The 22,212-nt window shown below is 29.6% G+C and carries 25 protein-coding genes; 3 read left to right on the forward strand and 22 right to left on the reverse strand.

Annotated features, from left to right (window positions below; all coding sequences use genetic code 11):
* Positions 1-188: 188 nt before the first annotated feature.
* The 6 genes from BMY86_RS07655 to BMY86_RS07680 all read right to left on the reverse strand — a co-directional run bounded on the left by BMY86_RS07655 (position 189) and on the right by BMY86_RS07680 (position 4,910).
* Positions 189-905, reverse strand: coding sequence for a DUF3164 family protein (locus BMY86_RS07655; RefSeq protein WP_177177147.1), 717 nt, complete (start codon positions 903-905; stop codon positions 189-191).
* Positions 898-1,185: a hypothetical protein gene (locus BMY86_RS07660; protein WP_091467260.1), complete on the reverse strand. Its 288-nt coding sequence runs from the start codon at positions 1,183-1,185 to the stop codon at positions 898-900. Before BMY86_RS07660 ends, BMY86_RS07655 begins: the two co-directional genes overlap by 8 nt.
* A gap of 113 nt (positions 1,186-1,298) precedes the next feature.
* Positions 1,299-1,649: a hypothetical protein gene (locus BMY86_RS07665; protein WP_091467263.1), complete on the reverse strand. Its 351-nt coding sequence runs from the start codon at positions 1,647-1,649 to the stop codon at positions 1,299-1,301.
* 2 nt (positions 1,650-1,651) lie between these two features.
* The gene (locus BMY86_RS07670; protein WP_091467266.1) at positions 1,652-2,281 is read right to left on the reverse strand and encodes a P-loop NTPase family protein; all 630 of its coding nucleotides are present in this window, start codon (positions 2,279-2,281) and stop codon (positions 1,652-1,654) included.
* Positions 2,281-3,159: an AAA family ATPase gene (locus BMY86_RS07675; protein ID WP_091467269.1), complete on the reverse strand. Its 879-nt coding sequence runs from the start codon at positions 3,157-3,159 to the stop codon at positions 2,281-2,283. The genes BMY86_RS07670 and BMY86_RS07675 overlap by 1 nt, the downstream gene beginning before the upstream one ends.
* An 11-nt stretch (positions 3,160-3,170) precedes the next feature.
* On the reverse strand, positions 3,171-4,910 hold the full coding sequence (locus BMY86_RS07680; protein ID WP_143065624.1) for a hypothetical protein: 1,740 nt from the start codon (positions 4,908-4,910) through the stop codon (positions 3,171-3,173).
* Between the two features lie 421 nt (positions 4,911-5,331).
* On the opposite strand from BMY86_RS07680, the gene BMY86_RS07685 reads away from it, so the two are divergent.
* Complete coding sequence (locus BMY86_RS07685) at positions 5,332-5,619, forward strand: hypothetical protein (RefSeq protein WP_091467275.1); 288 nt, start codon at positions 5,332-5,334, stop codon at positions 5,617-5,619.
* A gap of 131 nt (positions 5,620-5,750) precedes the next feature.
* Here the strand turns inward: BMY86_RS07685 and BMY86_RS07690 are convergent, their stop codons facing one another.
* Complete coding sequence (locus tag BMY86_RS07690; protein WP_091467278.1) at positions 5,751-5,963, reverse strand: hypothetical protein; 213 nt, start codon at positions 5,961-5,963, stop codon at positions 5,751-5,753.
* Between the two features lie 62 nt (positions 5,964-6,025).
* Here BMY86_RS07690 and BMY86_RS07695 point away from each other — a divergent pair, with 62 nt between their 5' ends.
* Positions 6,026-6,433, forward strand: a complete 408-nt coding sequence (locus BMY86_RS07695) for a helix-turn-helix domain-containing protein (protein WP_143065625.1) — start codon at positions 6,026-6,028, stop codon at positions 6,431-6,433.
* A 535-nt stretch (positions 6,434-6,968) separates the two neighbouring features.
* A complete protein-coding gene (locus BMY86_RS07700) occupies positions 6,969-7,178 on the forward strand; it encodes a hypothetical protein (RefSeq protein ID WP_091467283.1) in 210 nt (69 codons plus the stop codon).
* On the opposite strand, the gene BMY86_RS07705 is transcribed toward BMY86_RS07700, so the two are convergent.
* The 15 genes from BMY86_RS07705 to BMY86_RS07775 form a co-directional block, all read right to left on the reverse strand.
* Positions 7,165-8,274 (reverse strand): glycosyltransferase family 4 protein, encoded by a 1,110-nt coding sequence (locus BMY86_RS07705; protein WP_091467286.1) that lies wholly within the window; start codon positions 8,272-8,274, stop codon positions 7,165-7,167. The two genes, BMY86_RS07700 and BMY86_RS07705, sit on opposite strands and share 14 nt — an antisense overlap.
* Positions 8,267-9,499 carry a hypothetical protein gene (locus BMY86_RS07710; RefSeq protein WP_091467289.1) on the reverse strand — a complete coding sequence of 411 codons (1,233 nt, stop codon included), beginning with the start codon at positions 9,497-9,499 and terminating at the stop codon, positions 8,267-8,269. The genes BMY86_RS07705 and BMY86_RS07710 overlap by 8 nt, the downstream gene beginning before the upstream one ends.
* Positions 9,489-10,766 carry an oligosaccharide flippase family protein gene (locus BMY86_RS07715; protein ID WP_091467292.1) on the reverse strand — a complete coding sequence of 426 codons (1,278 nt, stop codon included), beginning with the start codon at positions 10,764-10,766 and terminating at the stop codon, positions 9,489-9,491. The genes BMY86_RS07710 and BMY86_RS07715 overlap by 11 nt, the downstream gene beginning before the upstream one ends.
* A gap of 89 nt (positions 10,767-10,855) precedes the next feature.
* Entirely contained in the window at positions 10,856-11,398 is a 543-nt protein-coding gene (locus BMY86_RS07720) for a hypothetical protein (protein WP_091467294.1), read from the reverse strand.
* 43 nt (positions 11,399-11,441) lie between these two features.
* On the reverse strand, positions 11,442-13,301 hold the full coding sequence (locus BMY86_RS07725) for a glycosyltransferase family 39 protein (RefSeq protein ID WP_091467296.1): 1,860 nt from the start codon (positions 13,299-13,301) through the stop codon (positions 11,442-11,444).
* Between the two features lie 13 nt (positions 13,302-13,314).
* A complete protein-coding gene (locus BMY86_RS07730; protein WP_091467298.1) occupies positions 13,315-14,148 on the reverse strand; it encodes a class I SAM-dependent methyltransferase in 834 nt (277 codons plus the stop codon).
* Position 14,149: 1 nt separating this feature from the next.
* Entirely contained in the window at positions 14,150-15,271 is a 1,122-nt protein-coding gene (rffA, locus tag BMY86_RS07735) for a dTDP-4-amino-4,6-dideoxygalactose transaminase (protein ID WP_091467300.1), read from the reverse strand.
* A 3-nt stretch (positions 15,272-15,274) separates the two neighbouring features.
* A complete protein-coding gene (locus BMY86_RS07740; RefSeq protein WP_091467302.1) occupies positions 15,275-16,396 on the reverse strand; it encodes a bifunctional GNAT family N-acetyltransferase/hotdog fold thioesterase in 1,122 nt (373 codons plus the stop codon).
* A 20-nt stretch (positions 16,397-16,416) separates the two neighbouring features.
* On the reverse strand, positions 16,417-17,328 hold the full coding sequence (locus tag BMY86_RS07745) for a glycosyltransferase family 2 protein (RefSeq protein WP_091467304.1): 912 nt from the start codon (positions 17,326-17,328) through the stop codon (positions 16,417-16,419).
* Complete coding sequence (gene rfbD, locus BMY86_RS07750) at positions 17,325-18,230, reverse strand: dTDP-4-dehydrorhamnose reductase (RefSeq protein WP_091467306.1); 906 nt, start codon at positions 18,228-18,230, stop codon at positions 17,325-17,327. Before rfbD ends, BMY86_RS07745 begins: the two co-directional genes overlap by 4 nt.
* Entirely contained in the window at positions 18,224-18,775 is a 552-nt protein-coding gene (rfbC, locus tag BMY86_RS07755) for a dTDP-4-dehydrorhamnose 3,5-epimerase (protein WP_091467308.1), read from the reverse strand. Before rfbC ends, rfbD begins: the two co-directional genes overlap by 7 nt.
* Positions 18,776-18,882: 107 nt before the next feature.
* Complete coding sequence (gene rfbA / locus BMY86_RS07760; protein ID WP_091467310.1) at positions 18,883-19,740, reverse strand: glucose-1-phosphate thymidylyltransferase RfbA; 858 nt, start codon at positions 19,738-19,740, stop codon at positions 18,883-18,885.
* A 43-nt stretch (positions 19,741-19,783) separates the two neighbouring features.
* Positions 19,784-20,155 carry a four helix bundle protein gene (locus BMY86_RS07765; protein WP_091467312.1) on the reverse strand — a complete coding sequence of 124 codons (372 nt, stop codon included), beginning with the start codon at positions 20,153-20,155 and terminating at the stop codon, positions 19,784-19,786.
* An 84-nt stretch (positions 20,156-20,239) separates the two neighbouring features.
* Positions 20,240-21,253, reverse strand: a complete 1,014-nt coding sequence (gene rfbB / locus BMY86_RS07770) for a dTDP-glucose 4,6-dehydratase (RefSeq protein WP_091467316.1) — start codon at positions 21,251-21,253, stop codon at positions 20,240-20,242.
* Complete coding sequence (locus tag BMY86_RS07775; protein WP_091467318.1) at positions 21,253-22,209, reverse strand: hypothetical protein; 957 nt, start codon at positions 22,207-22,209, stop codon at positions 21,253-21,255. Before BMY86_RS07775 ends, rfbB begins: the two co-directional genes overlap by 1 nt.
* Positions 22,210-22,212: the final 3 nt, after the last annotated feature.

A 22,212-nucleotide genomic window follows, 5' to 3' on the forward strand; every position in this document is an offset into this window, starting at 1 on the left:
TTTATAGGTTGCCTTTGTGTGTTTCTTGAAATTTGGGTTACTTATTACGGCTTTTTTGTAATTTATAAAGGCGTTACGTTCCTGCTGTGTAAACTCCTGCCGAGTTACCCAATGCCCGTTACCGTCTTTGTAAATTTCTTTACCGTTTACCTCGTAAACCTCGTGGTCTGTTATTGGGACAATTGTTATCATACCGTAAATCTGAACTCTAATTTTTTAGGAATATCGTTTACATCAATAAATTTCCAACCGCTTACATACATAGAGTTCTGACGGCGTTGCTGTGCGTTGAAAATAATCTCTAATCCCTCGTTAAACTTTTCGGAGTTGAACTCATCACGTAGTTTACTTAATTCGATAATTTTAACCGGGTTTAACATTCCTGTTTTTGCATTTGGCTTTAGGAATGTATTAACCATTTTTGCTAATTTTTTCACATTCTCGTCATCGGTAGCCAATGAGTTGATATAGCTCTTAATCATTTCCACACCGGAACTCTCCGTACCATCAAAACCAATCGTTACATTGTAGCCAATGGTTATAGAAGCACTTCCGTCTGAAAGTGTAGAAGTATGGCTATCTTGATTGTTTTTTTCAACACCGTATATATCGGCTTTGAGTTCTTTGATATGGTTGTAATCTTTGAAAAGAGCTGCGATAAAATCCTCAACGTTTTTGTGTTGGTTTACAAGGTGATCAATGTTACGGTTTACAAAGTCCTCCGATAGTTCTTTTAAAGCCTTTACGTTTTCGGTTTTTTTGGCTTTTTCTTGCTTTTCAAGCTCTTTGGCTTGCTCTACTAATGCCTTTCTCTCTTCGGGAGTTAAATCGGCTAAATTAATTTTACTCATGTTACTTAAAATTTGTGGTTCGTGTACTTCAATGTCGTTAATGTTGTTATTCATAATCTTTGTTTTGAGGTTGCCAGTTTTTAAAATGGACATTTTTTAAAATGGTTTGTATTTTTGTTTCTATGTTTTCGGGAACTCGGTAAAATCTAACTTTATCATAATCGAGCTCTCTAAAAAGATAGTTTTTAAAATCCATCATTGCGGCTCTTTCTTGATTTATTAAAATTCGCTCGGTAATGGTAAAGTGTTGTACCTCCTCGGTGTCGTATTGTAATACCGTAAGCAAATCAGCAATGCGGTTATTTACATTTTCTAAATTGTAGTCAAAATTCATTCTCTTTGCTTATTAGTTGCTGTTGTAATTCTCTTAAATCTGCCTGTACCTTAATACGGTCGGGGTGGCTATGGTTATGCTCAAGCCAATACTCGAGCTCCACTATTTTATTTTTAATTTGCTGTATGGTCATGGTTGATAATGTTTAGCTTTTTAGCCTCGTGGATTAAAATTTTTGGGTAACGATTGAATATTTGAATAGAACATCTATTAAATACCTGCAAAGCATCTTTTGGTTTTATATTAGTTGCCCCATCATACTCTTGCATTATCTCCAAAAAATCGGTTTCAATTTTTTTAAACTCGGTTAAAAAATACTTGTTAATTGGAGTGTTTGCTACAACCTTTTGGAGGTCGTTTGTGTAGTTAATTGCGAAGTCCATACACCAACGTAGGTAAATGTTCATTACCATAAACTCGTAATCTTCCTGCGATTTGTTTAGCCTTACTAAAATTGCTTTCATAGTTAGTTGTTTAAAATTTGACTTCCGTGATACAGCATTGCTGTTTGTTCGTTTATTGTTATTGTGCCTCCCGGACATCTACCCGAAATAAAAGCAGTTAAACCCTCGATGTGAACTATAATTTTTGCCAGTTTTTTACAAAGTTTAGCAGTTGCCGTATATGGCTCTCCTTTTTCTTCATGAGCTAAAAAAATCATGGTTGTAGTTGGGTATTGTAAAGCCAATCTTCGGAGTTCCCCATTTTTTAACTCGTCGTTGTAAACTGTTGTATTGTCAAAAATTATTATTTTAGGTGCATGGCGTTTATTTAATTTTTCTTTAACCTCTCCCAGTTCCACATAATCTGAAAATAAAAGCCGTTTGTTTTTTGGATTTACTCCGGCTCTTTTAACGGCATCCTTGAACTCCTTTTCTAAACCCTCCTCGCCCGAGATGTAAAGCGTTTTTTCATATTGGCTTAAATAGTCCGCTAACTTGAGGGCAAAAGTGGTTTTTCCGTGCTTTTCTTTTCCGTAGATAATCCAAATACCGCCTTTAGATGGTTGCCCAAAAATGGAACTCCACAAGCCCTTAAATTCAAATAGTTTAAAAGTTTTTGAAAGGAGGATATTCGTATTTATCGCTCTTGCCATTATGCCCCTATTTTTATTAAGGTTTCTAAATACCTAAGTGTTGTTTCTTTGCTCAAGCATTTTTTAACCAATAATTGTACTTTGTTCTGGTCGGGAGTGTTTGCCTGTGCAACCGCTCCAATTAGCTCCGAATAAAAAGCGTTACGGTCTAATTTGCCTTGTGGAACTAACTTTATAAACTCATCCGAGAAACGGCTAAATATTTCAGCATAACCTACCTTTTTACCGTTGATACCTCGCTCAATTTTTGCTCTTAATCCGTCCGCTCCAATCATATACCAACCGCAAACGCCATCTGTACCGTTCCACAGTTCTTTAAGTTCTAAAAAGGCCGTGTATTCTAAATCTCCTGCCTCGTCTAAAACGATAAGAGGCAACTCAAGAGTTGTTAAATAGTATTTTAAATTGGCTTTAACATCTACATACTTCCCGGTATTGTCGATACCCACCGTTTTCGCTAAAAGTCTAACAAATTGTTGTTTGGTTTTAGCTTGAGAGCAATCCACATAAAAAGTATTTTTCATTTTACGAATGATGTGTTTAGTGCAATAGGTTTTACCTATACCGCAGTCATCCACTAACACCATGGATTTGCTCAACTCTTTACAAAATCTTAAATTGTCCTCAATCTCGTTGTAAACAGATGTTCGGGCAACTTTCCATTTATCCTCGTAAACTTTTACTTGTAATTCACGTCCTAAAGTGATCCAAACCGTATCTGATAAAATACGCTCGGTTTCGCCGTTTTTAATTCTTGAGTAAATGGCAGGTTTAATGCCCTTTGATTTTGCATAATCGGAGTCAGAGCCTCCGTAGTTTTCTCTTGCCTCTAAAAGAGCGGTTACAACTTTTTGTTTAAATTCGTTTGTCAGGTTCATAACGTGTCAGGTTAAAGGTTAAAATTGGAACGCCATCCTTTTGGTTGAGCGTTGTTTTGTATTAATACTAAATTGTCGTCGTTTTCGTCCTCAAAAACTTCTACAGGCTCCTCATTAAGTTCAAACCTTTTAAGGTTTGGAATGGTAAAGCCGTTGCTTTGTCTTTTTGGTGTATTTTCTAAAATATTAATGTTATCGATGTTGTTTCTTTGGCGTTTTGCAAATGCTTCTACAGATGCTACATAAGCACTTTGTAACTGATAGGCTTTGTCGTCTATTCCGTCCACTCTTTCGGCTTTTGCTCTGTTATATTTTGGCATTGGCATAACTTCACAAATCAAGCGTTCTTTATAGTACACTAATGCTTTTAAAACAGTTCCGTCGTTGCCGTCTAACCAATAAACATCTACCTCCTTATCCTCGATAATTTTCATTTTTTCGATAAGTGCCTCTCCAAGTAATATTTCGTTTGCTTCTGCTATGGCACGTTTCTCGCCTTGAAGTGTAATGTAGCCTAATTTGCACGAGGTTTTAGTTTTATAACCAATTACGGGAAGTATAGCGGCCCAGTTGGTAGGTTTTAAATTTGGGTTTTGAAACTCTCTAAAATACTGCCAATTAGTAAATTCGGAGTTTTCCGGGTGTGGCATATCATTCCAATTTATTAAATGTGATAAAGTCATATTAACCAACTGGTCGTAAGGAACTACCATTTCTTTTTTACCTTTTGCTTGTAAAGCTCCTATTTGGTTTTTTTCGCTTTTTGCTGTAGGCCTTGCCATCCAACCTGCCTCTTGTTTTTCGTGTCCGTAGCGTAACTCTCCAAATGCTCTCTCGATATACTTTGCACGAGCGTTGTTTGCTTCAATTCGCACCTCTTGGAACATTGCACCAGGTTTCAATAAGGAATCTCTAAAAGAACTGTTTAACGAACTTTCACACTCGAGCTCAAACGGAAGACAAAAACCCCAATCGGTATAGTTACGTACCATTTGGCGGTAAAAATCTACTATTAAGCCCTCTTTTGTTTTACCATATACAAACGTGGTAAAACAGCGACTTGCTACATCCATTCCGATATAATACCAAAGGCGGTCGCCTTTTTCATTGTAGATAAATGGCGGTTGACGGTCATCGATTGAGATAATTGAACCCGCTAATTTTGGTAATTCCATTTGATGATGTGGTTTGTATTGTCCCATATACGCCTGACGGTTTCCGCTACGTGATGCATGAGTAGCAATGCGGTTTTTCCAAGCATTTAAGTAATTGATAATGGTTGCCTCCGATAGTTTTGGAAATTCTTTAGGGTTGTAAAGCTCGCCTGTGTCCTCGTTGTACACTTGAGCATATCCACTTAAAAACGCCTCATAGCTTCGAGCTATTTCGGTAGGACTTGGTTTGTGAGATTGATTTTTAAACAACGCATTTAAAATCATTTCTACACGGTCATCTACTTTTCGGGCATTTTGTTTACCCGTTCCGTTAGCGTCTTTAATCAACGAATAGTATTTATTGTCTTTATACGCTTTTAAAGCCTGTTTAAATCGTTTTGAAACGGGTAGCGTATGTTCGTAGCCGTAATTTACTTTTAGTGCGTTTTGAAAACTCTCAACCTCGTAAATAAGTGTATCAATTACACCTCTTGAACTACCTCTCAAACTAATTCGTTTTTGCTCGAGTTCTATAACTGCATTCATAACGCTTGCATTGACTACATAACGCTCTTGCTCATCTTGTTTAAGAGCCAAACCGTTTCTCTTGAAAGTGCTGTAGTATCTGCGTGCGTCTGCATCTTCTTTATAGAATAACTCCAACGGGTTTTCTACTTTTCGAGGGTCGCCAAGGGCTTCTTGTATTTCGGGTTTTAGCGTATCAAAGTCAATCAATAGTTTACGACCGTTGCCACCAACTTGTAAACGCTTGATGCCGAATTGTTTTTTACTGTAGCGATGTACTTCACTTTTTAAAGTAGAGTAACAATTCCAAAATCTTGGAACAAGCTCTTCCAGTTCTACCGCTACTTTGTTATGTTCGTATATAAAAGGCATGTTTTATATTTTTTGTTCCGACCAAGGAATCGAACCTTGCAAACACATCAATCAAATGAATGACAAACCTGTATCGGAGAAATCACTACTTTTACGCTCTCAACTGTAAAATTTTAGTGATATGAGTGAAATTAAAGACTTACAAAATACTTTAGATGTGTTGCTTTTAGAAGTAGCTAAAAACAACGCACACTTACAAACCTTAACTATTGGGTTGTTTGAACTTTCTCAACAAATTTTTGACGAGGATAAATCCAAGGTGTATGAGGAGCAGTATTACCGTACCTTAATTCAGAAAACGCAGCAGCAAGTAAATCGGCTCGGCGGTGGGCTGTACAATCCTGCAAAGGCAGATTTTGCTCTTTTTGAGTTTGAGCAGTTTTTGAAATCGAAATTGAAAGAGAAATAGTCATGATTATAAAATATTAGTGGTTAAACTTCTTTTAATGCAAAAGCCAAAAAAATAAAATAGCTTTTCTACAACTTCATGCGTGAAGTCTCGGTTAATGTGATGAATAATTTTAGTTGTGATCATAGTTGTTAGTTTTTAGCGTTAAAATTTTCAAGGGTTTGTTTCATTTGTTTTTCAAGCAGCTTGTAGTCTGCTTTTATTTTGTCGGCAGTTATAGTGGTGTAGCCACCTCTTAAGCACATGCGGATGTACACCTTAGTTAAACCATACTTAGTAACAAGTGCTTCAATTATTCGCTGGTCATAAGTGTATTTCTTGTTTTTTTGAATAACTTTGTTCATTGCTTTTGTATTTTCTTATTTGAAATGCAAATATATAATCAAATGATTAATAAAAACAACAAATGATGTATAAAATTTTAGATATTAATGAAAGAATATTGTATATTATTGATAATCAATACAATGGAAGTCAAAAAAAATTTGCCGAACGTATAGGGTTTGCCGCTCAAGTTGTGTTTAATATAGTTTCTGGCCGTAAATCTAAGCCAAGTTACGATGTTTTATATGCTATTTTATCAACAAATGATTATATAAATGCAGAATGGCTAATAATGGGGCATGGTGAAATGTTAAAACAAAAAGAGGCTCCGTCAACTAATGAAAAGGATACCTATATAATAGAACTGCAAAAAGATAAAATTAGATCATTAGAAAAAGAGTTACAGGACCAGAAGCAAACCATTGAGCAACTAAAAAAAGAACTTTTACTTGCAAGTAGTAGTAAAGTGGGCGTTAAAAGTGATGGGTAATTAGCAGATAATAGGGTAAAAGTATATCTTTTTTTGTGGTTGTTTTCATAAACTAAATGTAACTTCTTGATTTTTAAATAAATACAATATAATATTAAAAAATACCTATGTATGTATGGGGGGTGTTTACTTGCAATATTTTGACAAAAACGGCTATTTTTTACACTTAAATAGTGTTTTACTACCTATTTAAAAACTAATTTTTGCAACCCCAACTGCAACCCCAAATGCAACTCCAACTAAAAAATGATAAAAAAGTGATGTTTTGTTTTTGTTGCTTTTCGGGTACAAAAAAAGGCTTAAAAATTAAGCCTAAATAAGCGGTTTTTTTGTTGTAAAGCCTTATAAATGGTAGTTATTAGTAAATAACGCTCCGAAATGGCAAATAAATAACCTTGTACGGAATTTAAACGACAATTAAAGAGTAATTAAATTGCAGTTAATGGTAGTTATTGACACATTTTAATTTAAACAAAAAAAGGACTTTTTTAGCCCTAATTAGTTGATTTTAAACGGTTTTTCGACCTTTTTTATATTGTATTATTATTACATTTTAATTTATAGCCTATACATTGCTACTTATGCCTATCAAATACATAATAAAATTCTAGAAACACCTCGTACTACTGATTGGTTTCCAAAAGAAGACGCTTCTGTATTTAAAAAACTATTAGCTAAAAACTTTAATTTTTTAGTACAAACTAAGAATAAGTTTTTTGGAAGTGGAACGGCTAAAAATCAGTAATTAGTTTTTTTAATTCGTTTGCTGATTTTTTCCAGCAGTAATTTGCTTTTATTTTTTGTGAAATATCAGTAAAATCTTTTGAAAAATCTGTATTTAAGATAGAGATTAGTTTTTCTTTAAATTCAACTTCATTAAAAGGATTGAATTCATATTTTTTCAAAAAAGTAAAATCAGACATAGCGGTTTGATTGGAACATATTGTTGGAATTCCTGCAGCAATAGATTCTAATGGTGGGATTCCAAAACCTTCTGCAATTGATGGATAAACAGATACTTTTGCGCCTCTTAATAAAAGTAGCATTGTTTCAAAATCTGTTTTGTCCATTTTTATTATTTTACTTTTAATTTTCTCATCTAAATTGTTGTAAACATCAAAAAATTCATAATTATATAAAGTACTATCTCCAATAAATAATAATTGGTACTCGTTATACAATTTCAAATCTACAAACGATTTTAAAAGCAATTGTTGGTTTTTTCTAGGTTCCCATCTGCTAATATAAATTATATAATTAGTCAAATTATATTTTTCAGAAACCGTTTTTTGAATTTCAGATTTGTTATATGTTTCATAAAACACATCATCAACCGCATTTGGAGTAATATGATAATTATGAATATTAAAATGTTGAGCTATTTGATTTTTTGAATATTCTGAAACAGTCAACCTAATATCTGCACATTTTGCACCGTGTTTATAAAGAAACGTGTTTTTAATTCTACTTAATTTTGAAAAATAATTAGGGAAATCTATAAATAAAACATCATGTGTAGTAACAATATATTTGCAAAGTTTTATAGGTGAAACTATATATTGAAAATGAGCAAAATCTATTTTATTTTTAAGAATTAAAAAAGGAATATCGAACAATAATCTTAAGAATTTATTTTTAAAGGAATATTTCAAAAAGACAATGTTTTCTTGCTCGCCAAAAATGGATTTTAAATTGTTAACATCATTAGCTGCAAAATAAAAGACTATGTTTTTATCTTTAATAAGTTCTAGATATAAACCTTGAATATACGTTCTTGTTCCTTGAAAACCGCCATCAAAGACATGGCAATCTACAAATACTTTTAATTTATGATTATCCAATTAAATTTTCTTTTTTGTATAAATATTCTCTGTATCCTAATAACAATCCAACTAAAATTGATTTACTATCTAATTTTAGGTAAAATCCCATAAATACCCAACTTGACATCAATAGGAAAATTCCAGATCCTAATAGCAGTTTATTTAAATTATTAATTTGAATATTATCTGATTCAATTTTTCTTGAAATAAAATAAATAGATAACAAATAAATAAATATTCCTAATAAACCTGATTTTAATAAAATGGTTGAAAAAGCATTATGAAGATAAGGATAATAACGCACTTTTGTTCCGTCGTTTGTTACCATAAGTCTTCCAATATCAACAGTTGAACCTAAACCATTACCTGAAATTATGGCTTGAGTTCCTTTATAATAAATTTGATTAACAGTTCTAATGTTTTCAAAAGATCTAAAATTATCATTAAAATCTTTCCAATCTTCTTTGTTAATTTTAGTTTTAAAAGCTTCTATTGGAATAATTTTTACTTTGTATAAAAACTCATCTGTAAACGTTCCTTTTCTTTTTGGATTGGAATTATAGATGATGGCATAACTAACTAGAGTAAGTAAAATAGTAAAGCTAATTACTTTAACAGATCTTACATTTAAATTGAAAAAGCCTTTAACAGCCAGAATTAATATTAATATTTGCAAGAAATTAGTTCTTGAAAGATAACATAAAATCGATGTTCCAACTATTAATAAATATAAAAGTCTTTTTTTCTTTGGAATATCAATACTAAATTTAACTGAAAACAAAAGAAGGACAAAAACGTAAGGTTCAAAGTCATTAAAATATCCTGCATAATGTCTAATTGCTGAAACAGATAATGTTTTATGAGCTAAAATAGAGTAAAAAATAATTATTAAATGAATTATCGAAAGGAAAACGCCACAATTGATAATATAAATTAAAGCGTTGTTAGCGTATTTTTTAGCAAAATTATATCCAATAACCAAACCTATAATGGGTTTTAATAAATAGGTAACGTCTCTTATTTTGTTGAAAATTGCGTTATCATAAAAAAATAATTCCGTAAGAAAACTAATAATTAATATAACAAAGTAACAACTTATGATATAAAAGAAATTCTTTGAAAAACTAGATCTTATTGTAATAAATGCTGTTAATGACCAAACTACAAAGGTTAACTCGTAATTATTAAAAAGTAAAATTACTAAACATAATATATATAATAAATATGCTGGTTTAAACTTCATAGTTCTTGTTTTTGGGAGCTAAAACCTTATTGTTTAAGGTTAAAAATATAAGTATTAATAATGTTATGAATTCTACAAAAATAAACGAATAAAAAACACCAAACAAACTGTATTTGTCATAAACTAATGAAATTATTATTAAGTTTAAAATTGACATTGCGATGATTATCCTTGAAAATATTTTTTCAAAATGTAAGGCTAATAATAATTGTTTAAATGCATAAACAATAAAAAAGATTACTGGATATATCAATGCTGTTTGTAACAACTCTGTAACGTAATTTTTATTTAAAATATTATAATAATTAATTATTTCATAACTAAAAACAAATAGTACAATTATTAAAGTGCTTAGAAAAATAAAATTCATGCTATTGAATAATTTCCAACTTCTAACACCTTTATTATACTTTTTATCAAATTCGAAACAAATCTTAGGATAAATAAAATTAAAACTTAAAAGTACATAGGTTTTAAAAATGGAAATGATTTGATCAACAATTCTAAATTGTCCAACTTGTACACTGGTTCCGAAATAATTCACTAATAAAATTGGAGAATACAATTGCATCCAAATAAATATTTGTGAAAAAACATAGGTTCTGTTTTCATACATATAACCGTATAATTCAGAAATTTTAATCGGTACAAAAACAAATTGATATTTTTTATTTAAAACCAAAAAGAAAACAACTCCTGCAATAAAAATACTTAAGCCAAATGCTAAGTTAATATATATAAAATCTGATTTCTGATCTAAAAAATAAAAGATTAAAAGGATATAAATGCTTTTTGAAAGTATGCTAAAATAAGAAAACAGATTAAACTTTTCTAAACCTTGAAAAATCCATAATGGATTGACAATTTGAGCCATAAAAACAGAAAAACTAAAATAATAAAGATCTTTTTCTTTGTTAAAAAATTCAAATTGCTGAATGATTATCAAGAAAATTATACTCGATAAAACAATAAAAAATGCTTTAATATAAGTTACTCTTGAAATGATATAATTTCTTCTATCTATATCATCTCTATTTATAGAAATGTCTTTTACGCCTAAAATATCACACCCAAAATCAATAAAAACAATTATAAAAAAAGCTACTGATAAACCGATAGCAGATTTTCCGAAATTTTCTTCCCCGCATTTTAAAATGATGTAAGGAATAACAATAAATGGTGCAATTACATTAAAACCCTGACCAATACCATATTGTAACAGTTTTTTAATTTGAGCATTTGCCATTAATGTTTTTAAAATGTTCACTTATTTGTTTTTGATTTTTAAAAAAAGACTTGAAACAAAAAAAGCTATAATTAAAAAACTATAGCTTTAAATATATTATTTTGGAAATGTTATTTCACAATTTTTTGAATTTCATCAAACAATCTCTTTTCAGAAGTTGCTTGAGGATCATGAATTCCATTAACAGTTAAAGGCGTTATTATCGCTTTTTCAGCGTCAAAAGTAGCTGTTTTTTGCTCTACTAATAAAAGATTAAAAAATTCAGTTCCAGAAGCTTTAAACTCTTTACCGAAATAACTCATTTTAAAACTATTAACTGTAAAAGGTTCTTGATCTTTATTTGTACCAAAATCCATTCTAATATAATCTGGAATAACTCCTTCTGGTAATCTAAATACGATGTCTTGTGGTTTATCACTTCCTTTAAATTCTGTGAAAAAAGAACTAGTTTCAACATAAGTTGTTTCCCCTGCTTTTCTATAGTATATTTGGAAACTATCGTCTTTTTTAACAGTTGCGTTTAATGTTACTGTAAAAACTGTATCCATAACTTTTTCTGCAACAGCTTCTTGAGAATCTTCAGCTTTTTTGTCTTCGTTTTTACAAGATACAAATAGTAATAATGAGAACGCAAATAAAATTATTCTTTTCATATTAAATTTTTTTTTTAATTTATTTGTGCAAAAATATACATTTTTAATTAATAATTATTTTTTTATCGGTTAAATATAACCCTTTTTTATGCTCTTTTTTATTCTCAATAAAAACGCCTATTTTATATTCTCCTTTTTGGAGATTTGATAATTGAATTTTAGTTATAAATCCAGAATTATCATAATTTAAGCCCTTATTTTCTGCTTTTGTTATATCTGTTCTTGGTGTCTGTTGACATTTAATAACTTTTGCTTCATTATTATTAACTAAAATTATGCTTATTTTATTGTCTTTACTATCAATATTTTCTAAAAATCCCCAACCAGAAATCTTATAACTAGTTGCTTCTTTTTCAAAAACTTCAATCCAAACCTTGGCTAAATCTCCATTATTTGTGTTCAATGGTTTGTATTGATTTATGTCAAATTTTGAAACAGCATCTTTTTCTAGGATAAAATGTCTAGACCATGCGTCTAAACCATCAAAACTTTCATCAATAAGAAATTTACTATCTACAAATTGTTGAGCTTTCTCGGATAATTTAAATGGTTTTCCATGAGCATCTGTATACCAAAATGGTTTAATTTTGGTTGAATCAGTCATCATTTCATTGATAACAAATTCTAAATCTGGTTTTTCAATTGTGTTGAATTTATCTTTAAAATAAAAATCAAACCAATATTTAAGACTTGTATAAACTGGTTCATTATTTTTATTGTTATCTATAACCAATTGTGAAGCTTCTCTAAATTGTGTTTTATTAGGCACTTTGTAATATTTTTTTACAATTGTCAAATCAACAAATTGTGAAAAAATTATTAAAAATAAAATACAGTATTTAATAATATTGTTTTGTATTTCACTAATTGAAATGGCTAATATTATAATAATTGCTGGTAAAATACTATATAAATATCTTGTGATATATAATGGAGTACTTAAATATGATTTTAAGACAAGTATAATTAATGGAAAAGTTATCCAACTTATTAAAATTAAAAATGTGACAACTCTTTTGTCGGTAATTTTTTTTGTAATACCCTCAGAATTTGGATATTTGAATGCTTTTATAAAATAAAACATTACTAAAATTCCAAAAATAAAAAGCACAAATTCTGAATCACAAACTAATTCTTTAATCATTAGTGTTACACCTCCGTTTGTTGGCGCTGGAATCCAATCTGAATAAAATTGTGATGCTAAATAAAATTTATAAATATTTGGTAAAAAAAATAAAAAGATTACACCAATAGAAAGCATTAACCTTTTAAAGTTTTCTATTTTTTCTTTCTTGTCATCAATTAGAAATACTAAAAATATTAATAATAAAAAACCTTGGGCTAAAACATTTGTTACAGAGAAAAAATTTGTATTTAGTAACAAACCTGCGGAAACAGCATATTTTAATGCTTCTTTTTTAGATGGTTTTTTAATAAATTTATATAAATAATAATAAGATGTTAAAACAAAAAATAAATAAAATGTATAGGCTCTTGCATCTTGTGAATTATAAATACTAAATTGATTTAATGTAATTAGCGCTGCTGCAATTAATCCAACTTTTTTTGAAATTAACTCTTTACCTAATTTATAAATCATAAAGACGCATAAAATTCCAAAAATCATTGAAGGAATTCTAGCAACAGTCGATTCATATCCAAAACAAATAAAAAAAGTTTTAACAACAATAAAATATAAATATGGAAAACTTTCTCTTATAGTTATATCTTTTATCATATCTACAAAACCAGTATTAGGATTTGCAACATTCATTGTATATAACTCGTCTAACCATAAACTTTGAAAATCTAATTTAAAAATTCTTAAAAAAGTAGCAACAGCTAAAATGATTATAATCAGTTTGTGCTCATTTAAAAAGTTTATTATTTTAGTTTTATTCATTTTTCAATATTTATTAATTATTTGTTATTTTTTTAGCTACAACTAAACAGCTTCCTCCAACTTTAATTGATTTATTGTTTATGATTTTATTTCTTTCCCAAGCCCAAATTTTATCAATCATTTTAGACACAAATCCATTTCCTTTTTTATGTTCTGAATTATATCTATCAGCAGAATTTTTTTTAATTAATCCAAACTTACTTGGTAATGTTCTAAACAAATATACTGCTATTGGTAAAATAGAAAATATATATGTTGATTGCACAATTTCAAAACCATTGTCAAGTAACTTTTTTTCTAAATTTTTAACTGTATATCTTCTGTAATGACCTGCAATAACATCATCTTCAGACCACAACCATTGATAAGCTGGAACAGTAATATAAACTAATCCGTTTGGAATTAAATAAGAATGAATATATTTCAAAAAAGAAATATCATTCTCAATATGTTCTACTACATCAAATAAACCAATGGAAGGGATTGACTCTATACTAAATCCCGCATCTTCTAAAGTAGAACAAACAATAGTATCTAAATTTCTAGTTTTAGCATTTAAACATCCTTGAATTCCTGGCTCAATTAAAACTGTTTTAATTCCTGTTTCCTGTAACCCTTTTGCAACAAAACCATTTCCACCGCCAATATCAAAGAACATTTGCTTATTATTGTGTCTTTTAACCATTTCAATAATACAATTATTTCTATGATTAAACCAGAAACTGTTATCTTCTAATTGAAAACAAATTTGATTTCCCTCTTCTGGATAAGATATATTAGATTGGTTTTTAGAAAAATAAATTCCGTCTTTTAAATAAAGATTATCTGCAATAGTTGTAATTACCATACTATTCTTTTATTTGATTAATTACTGTTTGCACATCTAGTTCATAAAACAATGGAAGTCTTACTAATGTATCTGTGAAGTTATCTGTATATGGTAAGTTTCTACCATCGTGTTTTTCAATATAATAAGGGCTAGAATGCAAGCTGATATAATGAAAAACCGGATGCGTATTTTGTTTTTTTAATTTGTTTATTAACTCTGAACGTTGTTCAATATTTTTACATTTTAAGAAAAACATATGAGCGTTATTTGTTGCATAATTTGGAACTTGAGGCAATTCAATTTCATTGTTTTTTGCCCAATTTTCCAATTGAGTATTATACGCTTCCCAATGTTGTTTTCTGATTTTTTGTATGTCTTCTAAATTTTCTAATTGTGCCCATAAAAAAGCTGCAATAATTTCAGAAGGTAAAAATGAACTACCTATATCCACCCAACCATATTTATCTACTTCTCCTCTAAAAAAAGCAGAACGATTGGTTCCTTTTTCCCAAATTATTTCAGCTCGTTCTATAAATTGTTCATCATTAATTGCTAACATTCCGCCTTCACCAGAAATAATATTTTTAGTTTCGTGAAATGAAAATGCTGCTAAATGTCCAATAGAACCCAATGCTTTTTTAATTCCGTCTTTTCCTATGTAATAACTGTCAATGGCTTGAGCTGCATCTTCTACTACATATAAATTATGTTTTTGAGCCAAATTCATAATAATATCCATATCACAAGCCACACCAGCATAATGAACAGGAACAATGGCTTTTGTTTTTGGTGTAATTAAGGCTTCCAAAGTACTACAATCCATATTTGGATGGTTTGGTAAACTATCCGCAAAAACAATTTTTGCTCCTCTTAAAACAAATGCATTAGAAGTGGATACAAAAGTATAAGACGGCATAATTACTTCATCGCCTTCTTTAATGTTGATCAGAATTGCAGCCATTTCTAGTGCGTCTGTACATGAAGTTGTTAGCAATGTTTTTTTGAATCCGAATTTCTCCTCAAAAAAATCTTGACATAATTTTGTATATTTTCCGTTACCAGATATTTTTCCTGAAACTACAGCATCTGTTATGTATTCTGTTTCTCTACCTGTTAAATAGGGTTTATTAAATGGTATCATGATTTATTTCTTAATTAAATCGTTATAAGATAAAAGACACAAATTATTATCTTGATCATAAATTTTGACTAAACATAAATACAAGTTTTTTGAAGCATCATAAAAAGGTACATTTATTTCTACATTATAAACTTGATTTGGATATAAAGGTTTATAAAACTTATAATAGTATGACATAAATAGTGTTCCATTTCCTGGAAATTCCATTCCAAAATATTTAGACATTTCTGCATTTGCTATTAAGCCGTGTGAAATTCTTTTTACAAAACCTATTTCTTTAGCGTATTCATCATCAAAATGAACAGGGTTTATATCTCCACTTAAAGTACCGTAATTTTTTATTGTTTCATCCGAAATTTCTATTTGAAAAGATTTTTTTGGAAAGTGTGAATAGTTTAAAAGACTATTTATGTGTACAGTTGCAAATGATTTTTTCATAAAAAAACCTTCTCTACTCCAAACTTTTTGAACAGCGTAGTTTTGTACTTGTGTAGAAACCTTCATTATGTTTACACCTAAATCTTTCATGAAACTTTGAGTATATCTAATAATATCAGAATAAACTCCACCACCAGAAGCTGTTGGTAATACTCCATATAAAACTCCTTCTGCTTCGTTATTTTCATTAGTACAAGTTGCAAAACCAATAATTTCTCCTTGTTTTTTTACTAAAAAGACATATTTGTTTTCTGCACCAATAAAGTCAATAACCCATTCTTTATAACCTTCTAATATGTTTTGTTTATCGATGTAAGGATTAGAGTTATAATGATTAGTATAACCTGGAAAAATTTTATCTACTAAATCAGAAAGAATATTTTTATCTTGGTTGGTAGCAAAATCAAAAGTTAAATCACTGTTTTTTAATTCTTTTGGTTGATATTCATTAAAATCAACATAATAATAAACTAGAGTATCCGTTTGAAAATAAGGGAAACCTAGATTTTGTAATTTTGAAATTTGAGGTAAATTCTCACATGGCAGTCTTAATATTGTTAAATCTGTGTGGTTCTCTAAAATAGCATTATTTAGCGTTTTAATATCTAAAGATTCCATACTGGCTCTTAAAATATTCATTTGGAATCTTTTACTTTCCTTTTCAGATTTAAATATTAAATTATTCATTTTTTATTTCTATATATTATTTATTGTTTATCAATAATAAACGATTTTCTTTTTTTAGTTTGATCAAATATTTTTCCAATATAAATTCCAACAACACCAATAATTGTTATAATTATTCCTGATAACAACCATATTGAAACAATTAGTGAACTATAACCAATAACTGATATTTTTCCAACAATGTGTTGGTATATATTAATAATGCCTACTAAAACCGATAAAATTGAAATTAGTAAACCAAATTTAACAAATAATTTTAAAGGCTTATTAGAAAACGAAATTATAGTATTGAAAGCTAAACTTAGTAATTTTTTATAAGTATATGATGATTTTCCAGAGTCTCTCGATGCATGTTCTACTTTAATGGTAGTTCTTTCAAAACCAACCCATTGCACAAATAATGGAAAAGATTTTATATAATCATTCATGTTTAAAACTTCGGCAATAACTTTATTATTATAAATCCCGAAATTCGCTACAGAATTATCAAAATTACTTTCTGTTAAGTAACCATATAATTTTGCAAACATTTTTGAAGTGGTTTTTTTCAAAAAGCTATCTTTTCTAACTTCTCTACTAGCTAAAACAATATCATATCCTTCAATTGCTTTATTATATAATTTGAGAATTTCTTTAGGTTGATCTTGTAAATCGCAATCCATTACAACAACCCATTCTCCTTGTGCAAAATGCAATCCAGCCATAATTGCCGGGTGTTGGCCAAAATTTCTGCTCAATCTTACAATTTTAACTTTGTCATTTTGAGCAGCAATTGTTTTCATTTTTTGCCATGAATTATCAGGACTTCTATCGTCTACCAAAATAATTTCGTAAGTAATGTTCAATTTACATACTTCTTTTTCAATTTCCGAAACTAATTTCTCAACTATATTTTCAGCTTTATATATTGGTGATACTATAGATAATTTCATCGTTTAACCGTTTTTAAACTTTCTTTCCAATCATTTATTTGCACTCCAAAAACCTCTTTTATCTTAGTTTTATCCAATACACTATACGCTGGTCTTTTAGCAGGTGTAGGATAAGCTGAAGTTGGAATCGCTTGTAAATTTATAGAAATGTTATTTTGATTAAATATTTCTTTGGCAAAATCGTACCATGAACATTGACCTTCGTTTGAGAAATTATAAATTCCGAAGACTTCAACAGGCTCAGTCTGACAAAATTTTATCATTTTTACTAAAGCCTCCGCTAAATCAACAGCATTTGTTGGAGTTCCAATTTGGTCTGAAACTACTGATAAACTGTCTCTTTCCGAAGCCAATCGCAACATGGTTTTCATGAAATTATTAGCAAATTGCGAATACACCCAAGACGTTCTAATAATAAAATGTTTAGCATAAGTGGCTTGTATGGCTTGTTCGCCTTGTAATTTAGTTAATCCGTAAATTCCAGCTGGAAATGGAACATCTGTTTCCGTTAATCCTTTTTCGCTTTTTAGTGGTAAACGTAATTCTCTATCGTAATACGCAATTCCGTCAACAAATTTCGCATCAAAAACAAAATCAGTAGAAATATGTAATAATATAGTATCGTGTTTTTTACAAACCTCAGCAATATTTTGCGCGCCAGTAACGTTGATAGCAAATGCCTTTTCTGGTTCCGATTCGGCTTTATCCACAGCGGTGTAAGCTGCTGCGTTAATACAAAAATTCGGTTTATATTTTTCGAAAACGGTTTCGCAATTTGTTAAGTCGGTAATGTTTAATTCTGAAGAAGAACAAAACACAAAATCGATTGAAGGATAATTATCCGCAATCGACTGTATCGCTTGTCCTAATTGTCCGTTGGCTCCAGTAACTAATACTACCATACTTTTCTAATATTTTCTAAATTTGGTAACACTTGATCTTTTTCTGAAATAATCAATTCTTCTGAAGGAAAATTCCAATTGATATTAACCGTTGGATCGTTATACATTAATCCGCCTTCACTTTCTTTATTGTATAAATTATCACATTTATAAAAAAACGTTGCGGTATCACTCAACACTAAAAACCCGTGTGCAAATCCTCTAGGAATAAAAAATTGTGTTTGATTTTCGCCAGTTAATAAAACCGATTCGTATTGTCCGTATGTTGGTGAATTTGGTCTTAAATCAACCGCCACATCTAATACTTCACCTTGTAAAACACGTACTAATTTGGCTTGAGCATGTTCGCCTGTTTGATAATGCAAACCGCGTAATACTCCTTTGGTTGAAAACGATTGATTATCTTGAACAAAAGTTACTTTTTGTCCAATTCCTTCAGAAAACGTTTTTTCATTAAAACTTTCCATGAAGTAACCGCGTTCATCTTTAAATATTTTAGGTTCAAGGATAAAACATCCTTTTAATTTTGTTTCTTTGAAATTCATTTGTTCAATTTGTCAATTTTCAATTTTCAATGTGCCAATTCTTAATTTAACATGTCAATTAATTTACTCTAAAAATATTGGCACATTGAAAATTGTCCAATTGGAAATTATATAATACTCATCAAATGTGTACCGTAACCGCTTTTTAATAAAGGTTCGGCTAATTTTTTCAGTTGTTCAGCATTGATGAAACCCATTTTGTAGGCTGCTTCTTCAATCGCACCGATTTTTAAACCTTGTCGCTCTTCTATTACTTGAACAAATTGTCCAGCTTGCATTAATGATTGAAATGTTCCGGTATCTAACCAAGCTGTTCCTCTATCTAAAATGCTCACTTTTAATTTTCCTTGCTCTAAATAGGCTTTATTTACATCTGTAATTTCCAATTCACCACGGTGGCTTGGTTTAATGTTAGCTGCAATATCTAAAACAGAATTATCATAAAAATAAATTCCAGGAACGGCATAATTCGATTTAGGTTGTGTTGGTTTTTCTTCAATAGAAAGTACTTTTCCATCCGTGTCAAATTCAACTACTCCGTAACGTTCCGGATCATGAACATGATACGCATATACAATTCCACCATTTGGATTATTATTAGCTTGTAACAACTCTGCTAATCCTGTTCCGTAGAAAATATTATCTCCTAAAACTAAGGCTACTTTGTCGTTACCCACAAATTCTTTACCGATGATAAATGCTTCTGCTAATCCGTTTGGATGTTCTTGAACAGCGTATTCAAAACGACAACCTAAACGACTTCCGTCTCCTAAAAGATTTTGAAATAAAGGTAAATCGTGAGGAGTTGATATAATTAATATTTCATTGATTCCTGCCCACATCAAAGTTGATAAGGGATAGTAAATCATTGGTTTATCATAAATTGGCATCAATTGTTTACTAACTGCTAAAGTTAATGGATGTAAACGTGTACCTGAGCCTCCGGCTAATATAATTCCTTTCATGTTACTAATGAGACAATTAGACAATATGTCAATGTGCCAATTTTTAGATTACTATATGTTTTTTTGATGAAGCAATTATTTTATTAGATATCCTTAAAATTTCAAAAATATCATTTAATAATTCATCAGAATTCGGGTAATTTTCTAATTCGTTGCATAAAAATAACCAAAACTCTGTTTCGTCTGCTTCCTTCATTGCGATTTTAACTTTATGAATAAAATCTGCCTTGCTTTCTGCACTTTGAGCCTCTTTTATATTGGCCCCTATAGAAGTTCCCGATTTTAATAATTGATTTGCAATTACAAATCTTTTTTGATCTTCTAATTTTTCTGTGTATTGAACAACTTTCTTAGCAAAATCGAAAGTTTTCAATAAAATTAAATTGTTGTGGTACTTTTCTTTAAATGTTATCATGGCTTATATATTTAATTTTCAATGTTCAATATGTAAATGTGCCGATTAATTTCTACATAAAGAATTGGCACATTGATGAATCGGCTAATTAGCAAATTTACCAAGGTACCATTCAATCGTTTTTACAATTCCGGTATCGAAATTTTCGTCGGCTTTCCAACCTAATTCATTTTCAATTTTTGTAGCATCAATAGCATAACGTAAATCGTGCCCTGGACGGTCTTTTACGAATGTTATTTGTTCTTTATAACTTCCTGAAGCTTTTGGTTTTAATTGATCTAAAATTGAACAAACTCTATCTACAATTTGTAAATTATTGCGTTCGTTTCTTCCGCCAATGTTATATGTTTCTCCGGCTACTCCAGTTTTGAATGCTAATTCAATTCCTTTGCAATGATCTAAAACATATAACCAATCGCGAACGTTTTTCCCATCGCCATAAATTGGAATATTTTCTCCTGTTAAAGCTTTTCGAATAATGGTTGGAATTAACTTTTCATTATGTTGTTTTGGTCCGTAATTGTTAGAACAGTTTGTAGTAACTACATTCATTCCATATGTGTGGAAATAACTTCTTACAATCATATCAGAACCTGCTTTTGATGCTGAATATGGACTATTTGGCGCATATGGTGTTGTTTCTTCAAACAAACCAGTTTCTCCTAAAGTTCCATAAACCTCATCGGTAGAAACATGGTGAAAACGAGCGTTTTCAAAACCAGGTTTATATTGATTTGGTGCCGACATCCATAATTTTCTTGCGGTGTCTAATAAATTAAATGTACCTAAAACATTTGTTTTTATAAAAGCTTCAGGGCCAGAAATAGAATTGTCAACATGACTTTCCGCTGCAAAATGAATTACATCATGAAATTGGTATTTATCAAATAAATTTCTAATAAAATCGCCATCAACAATATCTCCTTTTACAAAAGTATAACGTTCATGATTTTCAACTTCAGATACATTTTCTAAATTTCCTGCATAGGTTAATGCATCTAAATTTACTAAATGATAATCTGGATTGTTTTCTATAAAATAAGGAACAAAATTTGCTCCAATGAATCCGGCACCGCCTGTTACTAATACATTTTTCATTATGCTTGAATGCGTTGTTTTTGTTTTTTATATGCTAAAGAAAACCAATATCCTAATAAATAAAATAATACAAATAAAAATGGTAAAACTAATTTCATTTTATTATTAACACCTTTAGTATTCATTTGATTAGCTGAAATATTTTGATCTTTTATGATTTTATCATATTCTAATTTGTGAATGGCTAATTTTTGATTTTCGTAAATTAAGCCATCTTTCTTTTGAATTAACTCACTCAAGCCGCTATTTTCAGAAATTGTAACACTTCCTGTTGCTTTATTTTGAGTTAAGTTAAATAATATTTGATCAATTTGAGTTATCAATAATTTATTCGCTTCAACTTTTTCATTTAAATTAATACTATAAACTTTTTGAAGTTTTGTAAAATATTCTGTTTGTTGTAAATATTTTAAAAGCGGGTCTATTAAATCTTTTCTATTGTAAGCAATTGAAGTTTTTATATTGATATTATGTAAATAATAATTTTTACTCGTCATATCATCTTTAATGATTTTCTCAATGTCACCATCTTCAGCCATTAATTGAATAAATTCAAAATTAGATTTTTGCGATTCAGAATTGATAAAATTATAGATTCCGTTAATTGGCTCAATTTCAATTGATTTAAAATCTTCCATATTTGAAATACCAATCGATTTGAAAAAAGCTTCATCTTTCTCTTTTAACTTGGCAGATATTAAATCAATTTTATTATATAAATATTCATTACTACCAAAATTTGGGATAACCACAATATCATTTGTGTAATTTGGCTCTTTATCTAAAAAATAACCTAACACAATACCAAGAACAAATAATAATCCAACAATTATTATTTTCTTTTGAATGAAAAATAATATATCGAAACATTTATTTATAAAATTTTGTATCACATTAGAAATGCTTTTTCCAATTTGGCTTAAATCGATTTCTTGTTCTTGAGAATTTGTGCTCATAAA

Origin of the sequence: Flavobacterium urocaniciphilum, from assembly GCF_900110615.1 — a bacterium.
Lineage (GTDB): Bacteria > Bacteroidota > Bacteroidia > Flavobacteriales > Flavobacteriaceae > Flavobacterium > Flavobacterium urocaniciphilum.